At 41.2% G+C, this 22,122-nt stretch carries 11 protein-coding genes; 5 read left to right on the forward strand and 6 right to left on the reverse strand.

The features are described 5' to 3' along the window. Window positions 1–39: 39 nt before the first annotated feature. The 4 genes from VK664_RS04530 to VK664_RS04545 all read right to left on the reverse strand — a co-directional run bounded on the left by VK664_RS04530 (window position 40) and on the right by VK664_RS04545 (window position 10,131). On the reverse strand, window positions 40–1,554 hold the full coding sequence (locus VK664_RS04530) for a RagB/SusD family nutrient uptake outer membrane protein (RefSeq protein WP_461397425.1): 1,515 nt from the start codon (window positions 1,552–1,554) through the stop codon (window positions 40–42). A gap of 18 nt (window positions 1,555–1,572) precedes the next feature. After that, the gene (locus tag VK664_RS04535) at window positions 1,573–4,872 is read right to left on the reverse strand and encodes a SusC/RagA family TonB-linked outer membrane protein (RefSeq protein ID WP_461397426.1); all 3,300 of its coding nucleotides are present in this window, start codon (window positions 4,870–4,872) and stop codon (window positions 1,573–1,575) included. Window positions 4,873–5,088: 216 nt separating this feature from the next. Further along, window positions 5,089–6,906, reverse strand: a complete 1,818-nt coding sequence (locus VK664_RS04540; protein WP_461397427.1) for a RagB/SusD family nutrient uptake outer membrane protein — start codon at window positions 6,904–6,906, stop codon at window positions 5,089–5,091. 27 nt (window positions 6,907–6,933) lie between these two features. Then, entirely contained in the window at window positions 6,934–10,131 is a 3,198-nt protein-coding gene (locus VK664_RS04545) for a SusC/RagA family TonB-linked outer membrane protein (protein ID WP_461397428.1), read from the reverse strand. A gap of 337 nt (window positions 10,132–10,468) precedes the next feature. Between VK664_RS04545 and VK664_RS04550 the strand changes: the two genes are divergently transcribed. Beyond that, the gene (locus VK664_RS04550; RefSeq protein WP_461397429.1) at window positions 10,469–11,107 is read left to right on the forward strand and encodes a GntR family transcriptional regulator; all 639 of its coding nucleotides are present in this window, start codon (window positions 10,469–10,471) and stop codon (window positions 11,105–11,107) included. 29 nt (window positions 11,108–11,136) lie between these two features. Here the strand turns inward: VK664_RS04550 and VK664_RS04555 are convergent, their stop codons facing one another. Together VK664_RS04555 and VK664_RS04560 are read right to left on the reverse strand one after the other, a co-directional pair. Continuing rightward, window positions 11,137–14,694 (reverse strand): VCBS repeat-containing protein, encoded by a 3,558-nt coding sequence (locus VK664_RS04555; RefSeq protein ID WP_461397430.1) that lies wholly within the window; start codon window positions 14,692–14,694, stop codon window positions 11,137–11,139. A gap of 69 nt (window positions 14,695–14,763) precedes the next feature. After that, entirely contained in the window at window positions 14,764–15,570 is an 807-nt protein-coding gene (locus VK664_RS04560; protein ID WP_461397431.1) for an SDR family NAD(P)-dependent oxidoreductase, read from the reverse strand. 161 nt (window positions 15,571–15,731) lie between these two features. Here VK664_RS04560 and VK664_RS04565 point away from each other — a divergent pair, with 161 nt between their 5' ends. The 4 genes from VK664_RS04565 to VK664_RS04580 are packed head-to-tail and all read left to right on the forward strand — an operon-like array spanning window position 15,732 to window position 22,118. Then, on the forward strand, window positions 15,732–16,670 hold the full coding sequence (locus VK664_RS04565) for a DMT family transporter (protein WP_461397432.1): 939 nt from the start codon (window positions 15,732–15,734) through the stop codon (window positions 16,668–16,670). 37 nt (window positions 16,671–16,707) lie between these two features. Further along, a complete protein-coding gene (locus VK664_RS04570; RefSeq protein ID WP_461397433.1) occupies window positions 16,708–18,438 on the forward strand; it encodes a dihydroxy-acid dehydratase in 1,731 nt (576 codons plus the stop codon). A gap of 24 nt (window positions 18,439–18,462) precedes the next feature. Continuing rightward, window positions 18,463–19,947 carry a N,N-dimethylformamidase beta subunit family domain-containing protein gene (locus tag VK664_RS04575; RefSeq protein WP_461397434.1) on the forward strand — a complete coding sequence of 495 codons (1,485 nt, stop codon included), beginning with the start codon at window positions 18,463–18,465 and terminating at the stop codon, window positions 19,945–19,947. 44 nt (window positions 19,948–19,991) lie between these two features. Then, window positions 19,992–22,118: a Sip1-related alpha-galactosidase gene (locus VK664_RS04580; RefSeq protein ID WP_461397435.1), complete on the forward strand. Its 2,127-nt coding sequence runs from the start codon at window positions 19,992–19,994 to the stop codon at window positions 22,116–22,118. Window positions 22,119–22,122: the final 4 nt, after the last annotated feature.

Below are 22,122 nucleotides of genomic sequence, written 5' to 3' on the forward strand. Positions count from 1 at the left end.
CTATGATTTAAATTAAAAGAATAACCAACGGGCTTTTCCTTAGTAGCCCGTATTCTGCGGTATGTTTGGATTTACATCGATCTCATTACTTGGAATAGGAAAATTTAAATGTTTTGCCGGCTGAAAAGAAACGGTGTTGAGATTGGAACTGAAGAAAGCATTGTCTAATGAAATGATGTTCTGCAATTGCCATCTTTTAAGATCCGGCCATCTCTGCCCTTCTCCTGCTAATTCAAGAAAACGCTCATTTATGATCCAGGTCATAACGGTCTCTTTATTTGTTTCTGAAACAGCCCTGTCTGCTGGTTCCACACTGGCTGGCACCATTGCCCTTGCCCTGCCCCTTACCTGATTAATCAGTGCTATTGCATCTGCTGTTGAACCGCCGGATTGTAAAATGGCTTCTGCTTTTAATAACAGGACATCTGCATAACGAAGTATACGATAATTGTTCATTGAACTTACACCACTTCCTGTTTCTTTGTCGCGGGACGCGTACTTAGTGACTGTTCTATTTGTAGGATTTAGTGTAGCCGTCCGTCTTGGATCGTTCGTGCTAAATGCATTCAACAATTTCGTGGTTCCAAAAAAACGGGATCTCCCCTGTTGCCCTGTTGCATTGTTTGAGTAAAATCCCCAGTAAACTGAAAAGGAACCGATCGCATTATCAAAATCATTATCCAACCAAACATTATCTTCGGAAAAAGCACCGCCGGATTGGTATTCAAATAAACTTTCTACATTATTCTCAGTGTCCCATGCGAAATTATCAGTGAAGTTTGAAACAAGTGCAGCGCCGGAAATTTTATTAAATGCCGTGATTGCAGCTGTATAATCTGCCGCATTTTTTGTTGCGGAGCCTCTGAATACAAGACATTTCCCAAGCATCCCATGGGCTGAATTTGCTGTAACTCTCCCTCTGTTGGCAGCATCCCATATTCCGGGCAACAAAGCTTCTGCATCCGTAAAATCCTTGATTGCCTGATCAAGCAGTTGGGTACCTGTTGTACCGGGAGGTGTAAACTGATCTGATGATTCCGGACGATCTATAACCAAAGGAGCGGTACCATAAAAGATCCACAAGTTGTAGTAAGCGTATCCCCTTAAAAAAAGTGCTTCACCTTTGTGGTGGTTCTTTAATTCCGGGTTTAGGTAAACGCCATCCTTTACTTCAGCTATCTTCTGTAATACGACATTGGCTCTGTTGATCAATTGATAGTGCCTGGAGAACAAATAGGAAACCCTGCCAGACGTGGGTTGCAGAGGACCGAATATCTCAAATTCCTCATTGCTTTGATTCGTAGTGATATCATCACCCGGCAATAAAAAAGCAGATATGGTTGAATTTCCGGGTGCAGTATTGAACCAGAAGAAATCACTCATTTTAGCATACACGCCCAACACAGCGCGATTGAATTCGTCTTCCGTAACAAAATAAGATTGCTCGGTAGGGCCATGTGGTAACAGATCAAGATGATCCCGGTTACAGCTATTGACGACCATGCAACATGAAAATAAGAATATGATCAGCAATGTTTTTATAAAGAGTTTCATTGTAAATAAATTACTGGATTAAAAAGTTGCGTTGACTCCAAAAGTGAATTGACGGGTAATAGGAACACCATCGTTTTCGGGATCAAGACCTGTCCATTCGGTTACGGTAAACAAATTGATTCCACTGGCATATAGTCGTAAATTTTGAATGAAACCCGCTTTGCTCAACAGGGTTCTCGGAAGAGTATATCCGATCTGAACATTCTTTAATCTGAGATACCCTGCATTTTCTACATACCTGGTCGAATTTCTGGATGGATTTGAAGGATTGTTAAATACCGCTCTTGGCATCGTTGATGAAGGATTGGACGGCGTCCATCTATCAAGTACGGTAGTAAGCTGATTGGCCAGTCCCCCCATTCCTTCAAGTCCGCTGCGGACCCCGTTATATTTTTGCACGTTGCCTACGCCCTGAAAGAAAATACTGATATCTATACCCTTGTAATTGGCACCGATATTAAGGCCATAATAAAATCCGGGAATTGTTTTGCCAACATAAGCGCGGTCACTGGTGTTGATGATACTATCCTGAAACGGACTGTATCTTTCCTTTGAATTTCTTGGATTACCATATACATCCGTAAAATACATATCACCGGGTTTATATTGATAACCAGCTGCAGCGTTAGTGAGGCTTTGGCCAATACTTACGTCCGCATATTTAGATCTCCATGCGTCAATTTCCGCCTGCGATTGAAACACGCCTCCTACCTGGTACATCCACAGATAATTCATAGAATAACCTTCTTCAATTCTTCCGGTTTCACCACCCAGAGGGGTTCCGCCGTTTAGTTTCTGTACCCTGTTTTTAACTGTTGTGAAGTTTCCGGAGACATTAAAATTTACAGGACCGAGTTTATCATTGTAACCGAGCTGCAATTCAAAACCTGAGTTTTTAACCTGCGCAATATTAAGATCCGCCTGGCTTTGAATACCGGTATTAGGAGGTAATGAAACACCCTGTATGATATCAAAAGTTGTCTTGTCATAATATTCTGCGGTAAATGAGATCTTGTTATTGAACAACATCGCATCAATTCCTGCATTGATAGTCTTCAGCTTTTCCCATTGAAGGTTCAGGTTGGCGAAATCAGGAAGTCTGATTGCTTGTGTTTGTGTACCATTACCGTTACCATTTCCGGAACCCAATGGGTAATCAGGAGATCCATTAACACCTGAGAGATATTTATAATAACCGGCTGATTGAAAATTGCCTAACTGGCCCCAGCCTCCACGGATTTTTACGTCATTAATGAAATCGACTTTCGGGAAAAACTTTTCTGAGCTGATACGCCATGCAACGGCAAACGCCGGAAAATAATCCCAGTTGTGCCCGGGAGCCAGTCTTGAAGAGCCATCGTATCGCAGTGTAGCATCCACATAATATTTATCACTGAACTTATAGCTAACCCTTGCCATATAACCGATCAGGGCATCTTCCTGCAGGATGCTTGAAGATCCCTGTGTAAAAGGTGGTTGGTTTGAAATGCCCCTGTATTGAGGGTCAAGGTCATTCACATTACCACTCAAATCCACCCAACTCCATTTTGCAAACTGGTCAGAAGCAGACAAGATCACATCAACGCTATGCTCTTCGGCAAATATGCGGTTGTAGTTTACTGTTAGCTCCTTGTATAAATTGTAGTTGGTACCGCGTCTTTCCATAAGTCTGCCTTCAGCCTGACCGTTGTGACCGGAATAAGGATTACCGGGCGTCTGCGAAAAACGCCACATATCATAGTCTGTCCAACTTTTTCGAAGGTTAGTGAACCAGTCACCCCCCAGGCTACCTTTTATTTTTAATCCCGATATTGGTTCAATCTGCACATAGGCATTACCCATGGCCTTCATGATATCGTATTTGTTATCATTGTATCGCTGAAAGGCAAAGGTATTCTCCCCACTTTGGGGACCCCAAAGCAGTTTGGGATCTCCTGGTGCAAAATTGAAAAGTGGACCCGCATCTATTTTGCTGGCATCGTAGTCAGGATTTGGTACAAAAGAGCCGGTTGAAACGCCCTGAAAACCAGAAGGATCTGATGGATCGTATATGGGTTGGAATGGCACTTTTGCAGCAAGCGAGGTTAAATCTGTACCGGTGTTCACAAGTGCATTCTGCTGAACCAAACGGAGTGTAATACCTGCTGAAAGGAATTTCGAAACTCTTGTATCAATATTGGCCGCGATATTGTAACGCAGCATGTCGTTAGCTTTTAACGGACTTTCCTGTTTTGCGTACCCTGTCGAAACATAGTACGTAGTGCCTTCGCTTCCTCCACTAATTCTTATATTATGTTCCTGCATGGTAGCATTCTTATTCAACAAATCCTTTTGCCAGTTATAGGTAGGATTGTTTCCTACGTACAGCGGACTTGAAGCATCATATAGTGGTCCGTTTTGCGCTTCGAACGTTATACTACCGTTGGGATTTGCATTATAGGCTTCCTTTACGAGATCGAAGTATTGTTGTGTATTGAGCGCTGAATATGTTTTGGTAATATTCTGTACACCGAAAGAGGAACTGACGTCCACTTTAGGACGACCCAACTTACCTTTTTTAGTGGTTATTAAAATAACACCATTTGAAGCCCGGACACCATAAATAGCCGCAGAAGAAGCATCTTTTAGAACTGATATAGATTCAATATCCTGTGGGTTGATCTGGGTCATGATATTTATCGGAGACCTGATGTCGCCGGTAGAAGAACTACTACTGGAACCGGCACCCCCTTCATAAATAGGAATCCCATCCACTACGTATAACGGCTCTGCATAGCCGAAAGTGTTAACACCCCGTATTCTTACCGTGGGTCTGGCCTGCGGATCTCCACCACCGGAATTGATGAAAACACCTGCAGCACGTCCTTGCAGGGCGAGTTCAGGACTTAAGGCGGTACTTTTTTCAATGTCTTTGGCAGTTACCTGTGAAATGGCACCGGTAACATCTTTACGTTGCCGGGAACCATAACCGATAACCACAACTTCTCCAAGCTGTGAGTTGTTACTGGTAAGAAAAACAGTAATTAAACCGGTATTGTTTACCCGGACTTCCTGTGGTTGATGGCTGGTGGAACTAATTTGTAAAATCTCACCTTTTGCTGCAGAAATTTTAAAATTTCCTAAACTGTCCGTGGAAGTTCCACGTGATGAGCCTTTTATTAATATGCTTGCGCCGGCTAGTCCCTGGTTAGACGTAGCATCAACGACGCGCCCCTCCAACACTTGCTGTGCGAACAAAAAAGCAGTGGGTAGTAATAAAAGGATCAGGCTTAAGAGATACTTCTGGCAAAAGGAAACAGCAGTTAAGTTTCGCTTCATGGCAAGTGTTTGTTTGATTACTAGATTAAAATGTTTACAAAAACAACGTTAATATCGACCTAAAAATAGCTATTTAGCTGATTAAAGCACACTATTATAAAAAATTGGGCATTAAAATTTATAAAACTATGTGAGAATTAGTTTACATATATTATTTATATATGTAAACTAATTTACAACCAACCCCTGTAACCCAGGGATCTGGATTTTTACGGTTTAGTATCCGGGATTTTGCTTTAATATAGAGCTTCCGTCCTGCTGACTCAGATCCATTTGGGTTAATGGGATGGGAAACAATTCATTTCTGCCTTTTGTAAAAGTTGCTCCTTTCAGGATCTGGTAGTCGTAACCAGGTATGGATGTTTCGTGCTTAATATAATCATTAAGAACCTGTGCCATATATCCGGTATTGTTATCATATCGTTGTAAATCGAAAAAGCGATGGCCCTCCATAGCAAATTCCAGCTTTCTTTCAAACCGGATAGCTTTACGCGCAAAATCTTTACCCTGTGTTTCAAACATCAATGCAGGATAAGGGTCTATTTTATAGTTCGCTGCGGGAATGTTGGTAAATCCTTTTGCAGGATCATTATCTACATAAGTATGAACCCAGCCGGCGGGATCAGCCGCACGGTTTCTTACCCGGTTAACGTAAGCCTGGGCCTCACTTAAACTTCCGGCTTCTGCTTCCGCTTCAGCGGCCCACAGTAATACGTCGGCAAAACGTATCATAACATAGTTGATGGATGTTGCCTGGTTAACTGCCCAGCCTTGTGCTATATCACCGGTAGTTGCTGCTGTTGCTTTATAAATTACATTCTTCTTCGGGATATATGGTCCACCCTGGATCTGCGCCCTTACCCATGCCTGACCAGGCATAAGGCCCCAATCAAGATAAGGAATACCACGTCTTCCAGCGGTATGGTCCAACCTTGGATCCAATGTTCCGGCATAAGGTGTAAACGGAGTTGTTGAGCTGATGTCCTGATCATTTTTTATGTCTGAATTATTCCAGGTATCTAATAACGGCAATCCTGTTACCGGATCAGTTTTATAAGAATTAACGAGACTGAAGGATGGTTGATAGAAGCCGCAACACGTGGTTGGACCTCCATAAGGAAAGTTAAGGAGGTCACCGATATTACCATTGTTTGCTCCTGCTGCACCGTCCTTAACCGACATTTGAACGGCAAAAACTGATTCCGCATTGTTCTTTTTTGTTGCGTTGAAATTATCCTGGAAGGGCACCAGTGTATACTTCTGGCCGGAGGCAGTTACGCCATTCAATATAATATCTGTCAGCAATGGCTTTGCTTCTGTATACTTATGCTGGAAGATATATACTTTGGCAAGAAAAGATTTTGCGGCCCAGGAATTAGCTCTTCCTTTCTGAGGTTGTGTGGGCTCGAGATTATCCGCTGCAAATTGAAAGTCGGCTTCAATTTTAGGCCATACCGGCACCTCATTAGAAACATTGAAATTGCCGTTTTCGTAATTTACTGTTTCGTCTACATAGGGAATATTTCTCCAGAGTTTTGCTGCTTCAAGATGAAACACCGCTCTTAAAAAAACTGCCTGACCCTTAATGCTTTTCATCTCCTGCTCCGAGATTGATCCGTCAGTTACTTTAGCCAGTACTCTTATCACATCATTTGCGCGCTGAATACCTGTGTAAACAGCAACCCATTTACCATTCAAATAAGACGTTGTTGAGTTGACTGCATATTTCTCGATATCCGCTATAGCAGATTGATCATTATCAGTTGAGCCTTTATGTGCATCATCTGAAGCTACTCCTCCAAAAACCCAGTTACTGATAGATTGTGAATAAGGTGCACCTCCGGTTGCGGGCCCGCCGATACCATCCAGCATAGAATAGGCGCCGATTAATAAACCATTCACTCCGGCTTTATTCGCTAAAGTATTTTCGCTTGTGGAACCCCGTGGTTGTTCATCAAGAAATTTTTTGCTGCAGGCAAACAAGCCAATAGATGCGAGACTGCTTATGAATATAATTCTGGAATATAGTTTCATGATATTCTTATTATTAAGTGATAACTTTTAGAAAGACAGGTTCAATCCAACAATGAAGTTTTTGAAATTATTAGGGTAGTTGGAATTATCTATTCCAAACGCAGCACTTTGCTGGTTACTGCTTAAACTTCCAAAAGCAGAAGTAAGCTCCGGATCCAGCCCTGAATACTTTGTTATGGAAAATAAGTTAGCAACCTGGAAATACACCCGGAACTTGTTGAGGCCTGCATTTTTCAATGCAGCAGGCCTGATGGTGTATCCTAACATAATTGAGCGACATTTAAGAAAAGAACCGTCTTCCACATAAAAAGAATTTGAACTACCCTTGCTGAAATTTGAAGAGTTTTCAGGAATCGGTGCTTTGGCATTTTGATTGTCGGGCCTCCAGGAATCGAAGATGAGATCATTGCTAAGGGCACCCATAAAATCGTCCCATTTAGTTAATTGATATCTTAAAGAATTGAAGACATCGTTACCCTGGGAACCGTAAATCATCATAGAGAAATCGAAATTTTTATAAGCCGCACTCAAATTTAGTCCATAGGTAAAATCGGGATTTGGATTACCAATAAATGTGCGATCATCCGGTGAAATTTTCTTATCTCCGTTCACGTCCCTGTACTTGAAGCGGCCCGGCGCTGCGTCCTGTTGTGTGGGCGATTGTGATACATCATCGGCATCTCTGAAAAAGCCGACCACATCATATCCGAAGAATGCACTTACAGCCTGTCCTTCCTGATTTCTTGCTATACCCACATCAAAATATCCGGGACCAGGAATGTCTGTAATCATGTTTTGATAAGTGGTGATGTTGGCACCAATGTTATATTGGAAATCGTTGCCAACTTTTCCATGATAAACGGCCGAAACATCCCATCCTTTGTTTTCGATATCACCGATATTGATAACAGGTGCAGACGCCCCTCCTGTTGTTGCCGGCAAAGGTTGAGGGAACAGCAGTCCATTGATTTCCTTTTTATATCGTTCTACCGAGATTTCAATCTTATTATTGAAAAGTGATGCATCAAAACCAAAATTGGTTATGATATCTTCTTCCCAGCCGGTATTCTGATTGCCGATATTAGTTTGATAAAATCCCTGCTGTATTGAGCCGGAACCATTGATGTCATAATATGAGTTGCCGAAATTTGAGTTGAAAAGAGAAAATGCATTTGTCGGAGACACATTGTTTTGTGATCCAAGCTTTCCCCAGCTTCCTTTTAATTTCAGGTCATTGATCCAGGTAATGTCCTTCATGAAATTTTCCTGTGAGAGGCGCCATCCGGCAGAAAACGAAGGAAACACGCCATATCTTTTGGCACTTCCGAACCTGGAAGAACCGTCTCTCCGCACTGTTGCTCCTAATAAATATTTGCCGGAAAATGAATAGTCCAACCGGGTAAATAACGAATAAAGACTGTTCGCATAGGCATTACTGTAATTCGTAACATTGGTAGTACCATTATTTAATACAAGATAATTGGGATCAGTTGAGAAAAGACCGGAAGAGGAACCACCGACTGACCGCCCGGAATTCTTAATAGCTTCGGAACCCACCAGTAATTTTATATTATGCTCTCCGAATACCTGACTATATACAAGTGTGTTTGTCCAGGTCCAGCTGCTGTTGAATAAGGCATTTTCATTATAACGGTTAATTCCGTTGTGTTGTTCTTTCTCCTGGTACTGATTTGGAAAGAAGTTATAAGAGTATTGGTTATCTATGGTTCCGCCAAAGCTTGTTCGTGCAGTTAAGTGTTTAAGTATTTCAAGCTCAGCAAATACATTACCGCTAACGTTCCAGGAGTTTGCCCGGTTATTGGATGAGTTCTCCAACATCGCTACGGGGTTCCAGCGATTACCTAATTCTGGTCCTGCCCAGGTGCCGCCATACTTGCCATTAATATCATGAACAGGTATAAAAGAAGGCATGGTGTAAGCAAAGAATATAGCATTATCCTGGTTTTGATTGTTGAAAGAAGGATTTTGCTTATAAAAAGCATACAGATTTTCACCGATCTTAAGCTTGTTTTTTATTTTCACTTCAGAATTACTTCGGATCGAATATCTCTTAAGATAGGTTTCCTGTAAAGTACCCTGCTGGTCTAAATATCCAAATGAAAAAAGGTAGTTGGATTTATCTGTACCACCACTAACAGAAAGCGTATGATTCTGCATGGGAGCCGGTTTAAAAACTTCATGAAACCAATCAGTTCCCTGCTTGTTGAAGCGCTGGATTAAATAATCGTTTGCAGGATTCGCTGCATCGAATACATACCTGGATGGATCAACTGCAGGATCACCTTCATTACCAACACCTATTACACCAGGGCCGGCATAAGTATAATCAGGCATACCGTTAGCAAAAAGTATACTATTGGGCTTCATTTTTTTTACGAACCCCGCTACTGCTTCGGGACTTGCGATGTTAAGCACATTGCCAGCCGGAGGTACCTGGTAACCGAAATAAGAATCCAGTGATACAGTAGGTGTACCTGCCTTACCTTTTTTAGTGGTAATGATGATAACTCCATTGGATCCACGAACGCCATATATAGATGCCGCACCAGCATCCTTCAATACCTGCAGTGATTCAATATCATTAACATTAATGTCGCGAAGGCTTCCCTGTACTCCGTCTATGATCACGAGCGGTTGATTATCTCCAAACGAAGATACTCCTCTGATGAAAACATTGCTGGCTCCTCCGGGTGCACCGGAACTTATGATAGTTACGCCGGAAGCCTGACCCTGAAGCGCCTGTTCCCCGGTTCCTGCCGGAATCGATTTAAGCGATTTTACATCGACCACTGAAACAGATCCGGTGATGTCCTTACGTGCCTGCCTTGTATAACCCGTCACCACTACTTCATCAAGTTTCTGAGACAACGGTTCCAGAAACACCTGAAGGTTGGTTCGGTTGTTTATATCAATCTCCTGTGTTCCATAACCAATATTTGAAAAGACAAGCGTTGATGAAGGCGAAGCATTAATGCTGAATAAACCACTGCCATCTGTTTGAACAGATGTAGTGACTCCCTTTACTTTAACACTCACCCCTGCCAAGGCAGTATCACCACTGCTAACCCGGCCTGTGACTACCTGCTGTGCGGTAAGCGGTGAAACTGACAACAAAAATGACAAGATAAAAAAGAGACTTAACCTGATGTAACCGCAGTTAATTGTAGAGTTTAAAAATTTCATGGTGGAATGCAATCGGGACATAGTAGTATAAGTTTGGCAATTAAATGTTACGGCTCCTTAAAACTGTAAACATATTTATGTAATAATTGTAAACATAATTAATTTTCCTTTCTCACTTTCCTTTTTTAGAAATTTATTTTCCCTTACTTTATCTAGTGTGAAATGGTGCCGAAAAAGAATGATGCAAATCCGGTTCAGCAGTCGTTAAAATTGCGTCTTTGGCGGGATGGGTCTATGTTCCATGAATATTCTTTCAAAATTGTCAGAAGGTTTCTCTGTAATCATTTGCTTTTTTTTATCTTTACCAGGTCACAAGAAATATGTTTACAAATAAAAAATCGTTTGTAAGAGACTCATTATGAAAATAGACTCATTAGCCAGTAAAGCTTTCTCAGAGATAAGAAGGAAAATTCTTAGTAATCAATTGCCCCCAAATACCCGGTTAAAAGAGGATGAATGGGCAAAAAAAATTGGTGTGAGCCGAATGGCAGTGCGGGAAGCTTTAACGCGATTGCTGGGCGAAGATTTAGTAATCCTTGGTGAAAAAGGTGGTTACTATATCAAACCACTTCTTCCTGCAGATATACATGAGATCCGGGAACTAAGAGAAGTACTCGAACTTGGAGCCATCCGCCTCGCCTTCAAAAAGATGAACAAGGAGAAGGTTTCCAATCTCGAAAAGATCTGTGATGATTTCACACTGATGGTTAAAAAAGGATATTTTAACGGCGCCCTGGAAGCTGACATCAAATTTCATGAAACTTTGGTGGACTACTCTGAAAACAGCAAACTGCAACAGGTTTACAGGGTTTCGCATATTCCTTTGTTTCACCAGAAACTCGGAAAGTCACAAAATGGAATGGACGATTACGATCAGACAGATTCTGAACATCGCCTGATAGTTAAAGCTCTTAAAGACAAAAAATTATTGGTAGCTGAAGAAACACTTATCCACCATTTTGCCCGGGGAGAGGCAGTTGTGCTGGAAATGGATTAGGAGCGGAATCGGGCCCGTAATCGCTAACGCTATTGCACAAGCGATATTACTCTTCTCTCTTTCTTTCGATTAACCACTTCAATAGATTTCATTGTACTGTCTGTAATCATAAATCTTGAAGACTGCGAAAGGTAAGAACTGCCATACCCAACCTCCAGTTTTCTTTTCCTGCTATTTTTAAATTGAACAATGCCAAAAAGATCATCATCCCTGAACCGGATTAGATTATTTGCCCGTTGTGGTTCAAAAAACTGAAGTTTGTTCCTGTTCTGTGTTGCGGCAAACTGGTAGTTATCGCCAACAACCAGTTTGATCAGTCCTTTTGAGTCGCCCGATAAAAAGTAACCGCTTCGCTGGGTGGCAAGTGCATGAAAATTTCCTTTACCATCCCCCAGCATTACGAGTCCATACATGGCATCATATTGACCATTGACCGGCTCATTGCCATAATCATTCCCGTTTACGACTAAATCAAGAAAGCCATCTCCGTTCACATCTTCCGGCATCATACCGTTAATGGGGGCCAACTGAGCCTGAACAGGCAATGGTTTCAATTCAAATGTATTGTTGCCGTTATTCTGAATATAACTGCTGGTAAAATAATTCGCTTTTGATAAACGAGCTTTTTGAAATTCATCTTTAGTTAACAAGGCATTTATATCTGCTTCTGCGTAGCTTTTATAGGTGGGGAATTTTCTTCGCATACCAACCAATTGTCCGATCATTTCATCCCGCACATTAACCGGATATTCTTTTCGTTCATTGTTTTTACCAGTAAGGAATAATGTGATAATCGCATCATAAACCTGGTCGTTGTTAAGATCACCGGAATATATCTTTACAGGCTCTTCCGCGGAAGCTTTCAGAAAAGAATTTAATCCAAGATTACCTGCTACATAATCCATATCACCATCATTATCAAAATCCCCGGACACAATGCTAGACCACCATCCATTTAAATTTTGCAGGCCGGTTGTTGGAGTTATGTTCACAAATTTCCCGGCATTGTTTCTTAGAAAAGTCAGCGGCATAAATTCACCTGCGATGATGAGGTCCTGCCATCCATCGTTGTCAAAATCGGTCCATACAGCATCACAAACCAGTCCTGCATTATGAAGGTCCGGCGTTATCTCAGTTGTTATATCCGTAAATTTAATAGTACCATTCCGTGAATCATTCCGATAAACGAAGCTGCTTACAGGTTCTGGATACAGTCCGGGTTTCACCCTTCCCCCGATAAACAAGTCAAGGTCGCCATCATTATCAAAATCGGCTGCTTTCACACAACTTTTGCTGGTAAAATTCTGGGGTATTGCCTGTGGTGATAGCAGGAACTTTCCCTTCCCGGCATTTATATAAAACTGATCCTGGTAATTTTTTGTGTCAGCGGGGAACTCACTGCCACCACTAACGGCATACAGATCCAGATCGCCATCTCCTTCCGCGTCAAAAAGCAACAGACCCATCATTTCCGGTTTTCGACCATCTTTTTCTGCAGATGCAGGCAATGTGTTTTGTATAAATCTACCGCCATTTTGTTGTAAAAATAATAAGCCCTGATTGTGTCCGGAAGCACCGATTATAATATCGTCTGCACCGTTATTATCTACATCGCCGGCCGCGATTGAAGGACCATACTGAGAAAATTTATGAGGTAGAAGTCGTTGGTAGTCGAAGTCATTAAAATCAAATTCACTGTGGCGATAATCAATTCCACTTTTTTGGGTAGCATTTACAAACAGCGTATTCTGTGCAGGTCCTTCTGTAGATTCTTTAATTTCCCGCGCATCTTTATATGAGACAGTGAGGGTTTGATTGACCGGTAAATTTAGTAATACCTGTTGATTGCCATCGGGCCATTTAACAACAAGCGAATCAATTTTTAATATTTTACCTAACCCGAAATGCAAAACATCCTCTACAGTCGACAGATAACCGCGGTATGGCGAATTTTCAAAGGTCTGCATGGCGCCATTACCATAATAAATGTCAGCAATCGCACCGAGACCATTAACATTTCCGACAGTACCGCTGAAGCGGATATTGAGATAATTATTCTTATTATATTTCTCGGATTTGTTTTCATAAATAAAAGCTTCTTCATTGATATTGTTAATCACATAATCCAAATCGCCGTCCCGGTCCAGATCAGCGTATACAGCCCCGGTTGAGAATGCAGGATTGTTCATGCCCCAATGGGTTGTTACATTATCAAAATGAAGGTCTCCTGTGTTTCTGAATGCATAGTTCGCAATTTTTATCTGGGGGATCTGTGCGATCAGCTCTTTTTTTGATACTGTTTTATATGCTTTGGCACGATATGCACCAAAGTCATGATCGGTCACATCCTTAGGATATCCGTTAGTGATAATCAAATCCTTATTCCCGTCATTATCAAAATCTGCCATCGATGGGTTCCAGCTCCAATCAGTTTCTGCCACGCCGGCATAAAATGAGATATCACTAAAAAAAGGTAACAGCTGATTGCTGGTATCAAGCGCAGTCAATCCATTATTCAATTGCAATGTATTGCGTACGTATTGAACCATTAACCCTTTTTGTTTCATTGATTCCTGCACATAATAATTCAGCCCGTTCATGTTTGTTTTCTTACGGTAATTATTTTCGGGGTTCATATCCACTGCAATGATATCAGCCATCCCATCATTATTGATGTCGGCAATATCGTTACCCATAGCATTTTGAGAGGTATGCCTGAAACACAGCTTTGCTTTATCTGTAAAAGTACCGTTGCCATTATTTATATATAAAAGATCGCTGCCGAAGAAATCGTTCGTAACATATATATCTTTCCACCCATCGTTATTAAGGTCTGCAACAGCAACGCCTAGTCCGAATCCCTCATCGCCTATTCCGGCTTCTTTTGATACATCTTTAAAATAGGGATGACCAAGAGAATCGCTTCCATTGTTGCGATAAAGCTTATCAGATAACGCATGTTTGTTTTCATTGCCACCCCCATCAAAACGTGTGCTGTTGCGCTCTGCCAGGGTAGTTGTAACCAGGTACATGTCCAGATCGTCGTCTCCATCGTAATCGAAAAACGCAGCATGAACAGAAAACCCTGTATCGGCAAGATTATATTCCTTTGCCATTTCTTTAAAATGGGGTATACCCTCTTTATTCAAACCCTGGTTGATGTATAAAAGATTTGCTCGGTTGGCAGGGTCTTTTTTTATTGTTGTACACACATATAAGTCAGGCCATCCATCCGCATTAACATCAACGACTGAAGCTGCATTACTCCAACAGTTACCACTACCGGCAGCTGCTCTTTCTGTAATATCTTCAAATACCAGGTTCCCTTTGTTTAAGTACATTTTATTGGTCACCTGGCTTCCTGTAAAATACAGATCCGGTAAGCTGTCCCTGTTGAAGTCCGCAACCGCCACACCACCTCCATTGTATAGAAACTCCATGTCGATAGGATTAATGGAATCGTTTTCTATTATTTCATTATTAAAATGAATATTGGTATAAGATGAAGGTATTTTTTCAAATAGTGTATCGGCGGTATTGCATGAACCCATTAAACCGAGTGCTATGAAAAGTGTGAGACATCGCATGTACAAAAATTAAGCAGCAGTGAATTTTCATCTGTTGGCAAAGGCCGGTACGAAAAACTAAAAAACTGGTTACTGATAACTCTTCAGTTTGTTCAACATGTCCGCACCGGCTTTTTGCCCGGCTAACTGCCCGCCATCAGCAATAATTATCTGACCTGTAATAAAACTACTTTCATGACTGGCGAGGAATAAAAATACAGGAGCTATTTCTTCTACTGTACCTGGTCTGTTCATAGGAATATACTGTCTCACGAAATTTTCTGTGAACTCCGGCGAATCAATTTCTTTTGACATCGGTGTCTGGATATAACCCGGGCAAACAGCATTGACCCTGATTCCCAGGTGGGCCAATTCCAGCGCCATAGTTTTAGTGAGCATAATAACACCACCTTTCGAAGCATTATAGTGAGCGTATCCAAATTCACCATCCAACCCATTTTTGCTACCCATATTCACCACTACTCCTTTCTTTCTTTTAGCCATCAAACGGCACACAGCTTGGGCAACGTTAAACATACCTGTCAAATTTATATCAAGTATCCGCCTCCATTCCACCTCATCGATACCTAAAAATGGAGTTTCTGATGCTATGCCGGCATTGTTGATCAGGATATCAATGGGTTGAGCAAGATCAGCCTGCATTACTGCAGACTGTACGGCCTTGCCATCAGCAACATCCACACAATAAGTATATACACGGGTTCCTTCGTTTTTAAATCCTAAAGCTGTACCCGCCAGATTATCTTTGTGAACATCAAAAAGAGAAAGCACAGCTCCTTCGGCTGCAAACTGACGGGCTATTTCTAATCCAATTCCTCTTGCAGCACCTGTAATCAGAACATGTTGATTTGTGAAGCGATCGCGATTAGCATTCATGGTTCCTTTATAATTTAATTAAAACTTTAGTGAAAATATAATAATGTTTACAATTTATACCTATAATTGTAAACTATTTTTACTTACTCGTTGCATTAAAGATTTCATGCACAATTTTGTAGCCAGAACCATAAACCGACATTAGAAACATATCAAGTCATATGAAGAAATCTTATTTATCCTGGGCTGCCCTGTTCGCATGTAACCTGATGTGGTCATTGCAATTTACTTGTATAAAACTGGTTCAGGAACAGATAGGAGCCTTCAGTACAGTCTTTATCCCAATGCTTCTTGCTACTGTTTTCATGATCCCGTTTGTTTATAAAGATGTGAAGGCAAATAAAAAAAGGAAAATAGGTGATCTGAAAATTTTTGTAATGCTCGCCCTGTTAGGACAATTTCCTGCCCAGGTATTAATGACCCTTGGAACGCAACAATCAACGGCCAGTAATGCGGGAATTATCAGCCTTACATTACCTGTTGTTTCTGCGTTGCTGGCAGTTGTGCTATTGAAAGAAAAAATGAACAGACTAAGATGGGTAAGTTTTTTCATCGCGATCATTGGAGTGGTCCTATGCTCACTGAAAGATATTGTCAGCGTTAACTTTAGTACGCAGTATATCATTGGAAATGCTTTGATCTTTGCGGGTGTGCTTGGAAGTGGGTTCTACAATACCATTTGTAAAAAAATATCGGAAGATTATACAGAGATGGAAATGCTTTTCTATACATATATTTTTATGGTGATTCTGCTCGCTCCATTAGTGTGGCATTACGAAGGCGCAACCCTTCAGCAGATTCCTTCTTACACGGTAAATACCTGGATTGGTTTAGGTCTGCTCACCATATTCCATAATTTCTTATCAATGATTTTATTTTTTAAGGCTTTAAAGAATCTGGAAGCAATACAGGTGTCACTTTCCAACTTTCTGATCGCATTTTTTGCGTTGCCAATAGCTGCTATATGGCTGCATGAAAAACTGAGCCTGATGTCTATCCTGGGCGGTTTACTGGTATTGATAAGTACAATTGCTATTACAATACTGGAATATAAACAACAGTTGACAATTAAAAAGCTGGCTCCCGACAGCAGGATCTGATAACCGGTCTGTTGCGAATCGGGTCTTAATTAAGGAAATGAAAAAAGAATTACGAAGTCATAAATGGTTTTGGGGCGCAAATGAAACGGGCTTGTTGCATAAGGGTGCACTTCGGGCTTCCGGTATCAACATGGATAACTATAATGGGCAGCCGGTAATCGGTATTGCAAATACCTGGGGCGAACTGAATAATTGCAACATGAGTCTTCGGCAGGTGGCCGAAGAAGTGAAATCCGGCATTCGTGCCGCGGGCGGGATCCCTTTGGAATTTCCGGTGATAACCCTTGGTGAAGAGTTGATGAAGCCTACTGCTGCTTTATATAGAAATCTGCTTTCAATGGATGTTGAAGAAAACCTTCGCTCCTATCCTATTGACGGTATAGTATTGCTGGGAAATTGTGATAAGACTGTTCCCGGATTATTGATGGGGGCAATCAGTGCAAACCTGCCCGCCATTCAATTAAACGCCGGTCCTAAAAAAGCAGGCATACATAAAGGGCAGCGACTGGGAAGTGGAACAGATCTTTGGAAGTACTGGGATGAATTAAGGACGGGTGGAATAAACAATGATGAATGGGAACAAATAGGAAAAGCATTGAGTTGTGGTTTCGGCGCATGCAATACGATGGGTACAGCTTCAACAATGAATGGTATACTGGAAGCATTGGGAATAATGCCCCTGGGCTTAAGTACATTGCCCGTGGATAGTGAAAAAAGATTTGCAATTTCCCGAGATGCCGGAAAACGAATTGTATCCATGGTTCACGAAGATCTACGGCCCTCGGATATCCTTACTTTACAGGCTTTCAGGAATGCGGTTGCAGTATGCATGGCGCTTGGAGGATCCACAAATGCCATCATTCATTTAACGGCCCTTGCGGGGCGGAGAAATATTTCGTTATATCCGGATATCTTCAATGAGATTGGTAACAAAGTTCCCTGCATTGTGAATGTACAGCCTGCCGGAGACCTGCTGATTGATGAGTTTGACAAGGCCGGTGGTGTACCCGCTGTAATGATGCAGCTGAAAGATTTTATAGATTATGATGTTAAAACATATACCGGCAATTTGTTGAAATCGGCATTAGGCAGTGCTGATATAGCTGATGAAAATGTGATAAGGAGAATAGACAGACCGGTGCACAAAGCGCCAACGCTGGCCATACTAACCGGGGATCTTGCAACAAAAGGTGCAGTTATTAAAGTCGCTGCAGCCTCTGTTCATTTATTAAAGCATACAGGAAAGGCACTGGTATTTGAAAATTATGAAGATATGCTGGGCAGGATCGATGAAGAAACACTCGACGTTGATGCTTCAAGTGTTCTGATCTTACGCAATGCCGGTCCGAAAGCGGTACCTGGTATGCCAGAATGGGGAATGATACCAATACCTAAAAAGTTAAGGAAGCAGGGAATAACTGACATGGTCAGGATCAGCGATGCAAGAATGAGCGGCACCAGTTTCGGCACCGTTGTATTACATGTGTCGCCGGAAGCGGCAGTCGGTGGCATGCTGGCGTTTATTAAAAACGGCGATGAAATAACACTCGATGTTGAAAAAAGAACAATTACGACTAACATAAGTGATCAGGAACTGGCTGATAGAAAGGCAAACTGGAAAGAACCTGTTTCCATACATACAAGAGGTTATCCAAAGCTTTATGTCAGGGAAGTACTTCAGGCAGATGAAGGTTGCGACCTTGATTTTCTAAAACCGAAAACTGATGCCGACCTGATTTTTATTGAACCGGTTGTGGGCAGATCTTAATATTACTAACCATTTTTAAATTATATGAAACAAAACCTGTTATACTTAATTGCTATCCTTATACTTGGCTCCTGTTCAAATGGCGATCCCGTCGATGTAAAAGGAACAAAAGGAAATGTAATATTTACAGAGAATACCTTGCCCGGCACAACTGATTGGCTGATCGATGTAAAAAACGAATCCTGCCCACTACCGGATCACAGGTTTTGCAGGAGACCCCAGATAGAAGGTTATGCGTCTCAAACAAGTGTGAAACAAGGTGATTCCATAAATCTCTTTGTAAGTACCAATCCCTCATCAAAGTTCACGATTGATATTTACCGGATGGGTTATTATGGAGGAAAGGGAGGTAATTTAAAAAAGACAATTGGCCCTTTGCAGGGAACGATACAACAAAATGCGGAGCCAGATCCAAAGTCCAATTTTCTTGAATGCAAATGGGATGCAACTTATGGGTTGGTCATTCCTCCGGATTGGGTAAGTGGTGTATATATATGTAAACTAACCAGCATGCCGGACCGGTTTCAGTCTTACATTGTTTTTATTGTAAAAGATGACAGGAAATCAGACTTTATGTTTCAGTGCTCTGACTTAACCTGGCAGGCTTATAACCGCTGGCCATACTGGAACAGTATGTACGATGAAGGACATGTTCCCTGGTCAAATACAAATGGTGCCAAAATAAGCTTTGACCGCCCCTATTCCATCTATGTAAATGAGCTGCCTTCTGCTTTTAATCCATTATCAAATGGAAGCGGTGAATTTCTGCTATGGGAATATCCTTTATGTTACTGGATGGAGAAAGAAGGATATGATGTTACTTATATTTCAAATATCGATACGCATTCTGACTCAGCGGGACTGTTACGCTCCAAAGGATTTTTATCAGTAGGTCATGATGAGTACTGGACATATGATATGTTCAACAATGTTCAGAAGGCGCGCGATGCCGGAGTCAGCCTTTTATTTCTAAGTGGCAATTCGTTGGATGGAACCGTATACCTGGAACCTTCTACCGATAAACGGGCGAACAGGACTACGGGCCGCCTTCCCGAACGCGAATTTAAAAATGAACAGGACTTAATGGGAGCCAGTTCCTATGGCGTGGGATATGGTAGTTTTATCTGCGAACAACCGGATCATTGGTTATTTGAAAACACAGGCATGAAAAAAGGAGATAGTGTTGCAAATCTTGTTGGATGGGAATATCATGGACGTCCTACCGGTAACCAAAAAGACCTGGTGGTACTGGCTGAAACAAAAGTAAATGCCCTGGGCTTCGGAAAAGATCCCGAAAACTATGTTGCTACCATTTATACTACACCGAAAGGAAATTTTGTATTTAATGCAAGTACCTGTTTCTGGGTTCAGCCATTAGCTAAAACACCGGCATACCAGCATCCGAGAAGGCAAAAGGATACATTGGATTTTTCTAATTCAGATCAAAGGATGCAACAAATGACCAAAAATCTGCTTGAGAAAATAAAAGCTCAGAAGCAAATAAATTAACTCCCGTTGTTAATATCAATAAATGAAGTTGTTAATATAAATAAATGAAAAAGTTCCTGGTTTTTGTTCTCTTGCTGGCAGCATCTTACAGTTATTCTCAACACACAGAGGTTATATCCGCTTCAAATAAACTTATTCTGAAATGGAATAAAAAAGAAAGGCTTTCGGGAGGAATTGCTACAATTATAAACCATAAGGACATTTCTGTAAAATACCAGCTGGTAAACGATGTAACGCTTTTATGGATGGCAATGCCGCCCGCACCATTGAAAGCTAACGAGATTGCCGGTATTTTTTTTGACGAAGCTCCGCAATACAAACAAGGCGTTGCTCTCTGGCGGTATAAACCCTGGAACAGCTGGACAAAACCAATGGCAATCGCTGCAGCGTCAAATATGCCCGTGGATGATGTTCAGTTTTACTATTGGCAATATGAAGACGGAGTTTACGGAGCGGCAGTGCCGCTGAGTGGTAATGGCTTTAGAAGCACCATTGGAAGTAACGGTTCAAAATGGGGAAGTAAATCGATAAGTTATGCTGATAATAAAAACATAGACAGCGTTCCGTCTATGGCTATAGCATTTGGCAAAGATCCATTTGAACTTTTCGAACGGATTTATGGAGTTTCATTAAAATTTATGGGTAAGGGTGAAAATCTACGTTCCTTAAAAAAGTTTCCTGAACAATTTAATTATATAGGCTGGTGCACCTGGAATGCGTCTGACAATGGAAAAAAACTAAACGAGGAGTTGCTATTAAGGGCAGCAGAAAGTTTTTCAGCGAACAAATTTCCTCTTGGATGGATGCTGGTAGATGATGGATGGTTTCAGGCCGGTGACAGGAAACTGCAATCATTTACACCCAATCTCCAACAATTTCCAAATGGATTTAAACCCGTATTGGATAAACTTAAAAAACAATACGGTATTAAGTATATGGGTGTCTGGCATACATTCAATGGACTTTGGAATGGGATTGATACAGCTTCAGAACTTGGAAAACATTTTGCTTCGGCTATGTTTTCCTGGAAACAAAAAGAGAGTCCAGATAAACAGCTTGAGCCCGATAAGACATATCATTTCATCAGGCCGGATAGTGACTCGCTAAGCGCATTTTATAATACATGGCATAGCTATTTAAAACAGGAAGGATTTGACTTTGTGAAAGTTGATAATCAACTGGCAGTTGAGAAAATGGCAGTAGATAATTATCCGATTTTCAGTTTATCCGATTCCATGCACAAAGCTTTATATAAATCAGCCGATAAACATTTTAAAGGTGCGGTAATCAATTGTATGGATATGACCGCGGAAGCTTATCTGAATTTCGGTTCATCTGCTGTTGCCCGTACCAGTGAAGATTATTTCCCCTACAAAAAAAATGAAACCTATAATCTTCAACATGGTAATGCAGCAGCGCATGTACTACAGGCCATTTACAATTCGATTTATTTCGGGCAAATGGTCTATCCTGATTTTGATATATTTCAGTCACATAATCCGAATGCAATATTCCATGCGGTTGCAAGAGCTATCAACTGCGGTCCCATTTATATAACGGATAATATTGGCGAACAAAAGTTCGATGTGTTGCGTCCTCTTATATATTCCGATGGCCGGATCATTAAATCTGAAACCCCTTTGTTACCCACCGATGACTGTTTGTTCCAGGTCCAGGACGCAAAGTTGTTTAAAGCCTCTTCAATGGTTCGAAATGCAGGATTATTGGGTGTATGGAATGCAGCTGATGCCAATTCAGTGGAAGGAATAATAAAAGCATCGGATATAAGGAATATCAAAGGGAACGATTTCATTATATATGAACACTTTTCAAAATCAATAAAGAAAGCGACATTCAATGATCAGTTTCCTGTTAAGTTGTCCAGGATGGGTTACCAGTTATATTATATTGTTCCACTGAAGAATAATTTCGCGGCGTTGGGTTTAACAGATAAATACAATGCACCTGCAACTATTTTAAAGGAAGAATGGAAAAACAATAACATCTCGGTTACCTTATATGAAGGTGGAACCTTTAAAGCTTATAGCAAGTTGAAGCCTTCCAGGATTCTGATCAATGGTAAACCTGTCCGTGAATATTTGTTCCAGGACAATCTGCTGACACTTGAGATACCAGCTTTACATAAACCAGTAGTTACCATTTATTGGTGAATAT

Origin of the sequence: Flavitalea sp., assembly GCF_035489435.1 — a bacterium.
In the GTDB taxonomy this organism is placed as follows: domain Bacteria; phylum Bacteroidota; class Bacteroidia; order Chitinophagales; family Chitinophagaceae; genus DATHKG01.

Coding starts and splice junctions, on each gene's coding strand:
- VK664_RS04530 (WP_461397425.1), bottom strand. CDS start 1,554: ATGAAACTCTTTATAAAAACATTGCTGATCATATTCTTATTTTCATGT.
- VK664_RS04535 (WP_461397426.1), bottom strand. CDS start 4,872: ATGAAGCGAAACTTAACTGCTGTTTCCTTTTGCCAGAAGTATCTCTTA.
- VK664_RS04540 (WP_461397427.1), bottom strand. CDS start 6,906: ATGAAACTATATTCCAGAATTATATTCATAAGCAGTCTCGCATCTATT.
- VK664_RS04545 (WP_461397428.1), bottom strand. CDS start 10,131: ATGTCCCGATTGCATTCCACCATGAAATTTTTAAACTCTACAATTAAC.
- VK664_RS04550 (WP_461397429.1), top strand. CDS start 10,469: ATGAAAATAGACTCATTAGCCAGTAAAGCTTTCTCAGAGATAAGAAGG.
- VK664_RS04555 (WP_461397430.1), bottom strand. CDS start 14,694: ATGCGATGTCTCACACTTTTCATAGCACTCGGTTTAATGGGTTCATGC.
- VK664_RS04560 (WP_461397431.1), bottom strand. CDS start 15,570: ATGAATGCTAATCGCGATCGCTTCACAAATCAACATGTTCTGATTACA.
- VK664_RS04565 (WP_461397432.1), top strand. CDS start 15,732: ATGAAGAAATCTTATTTATCCTGGGCTGCCCTGTTCGCATGTAACCTG.
- VK664_RS04570 (WP_461397433.1), top strand. CDS start 16,708: ATGAAAAAAGAATTACGAAGTCATAAATGGTTTTGGGGCGCAAATGAA.
- VK664_RS04575 (WP_461397434.1), top strand. CDS start 18,463: ATGAAACAAAACCTGTTATACTTAATTGCTATCCTTATACTTGGCTCC.
- VK664_RS04580 (WP_461397435.1), top strand. CDS start 19,992: ATGAAAAAGTTCCTGGTTTTTGTTCTCTTGCTGGCAGCATCTTACAGT.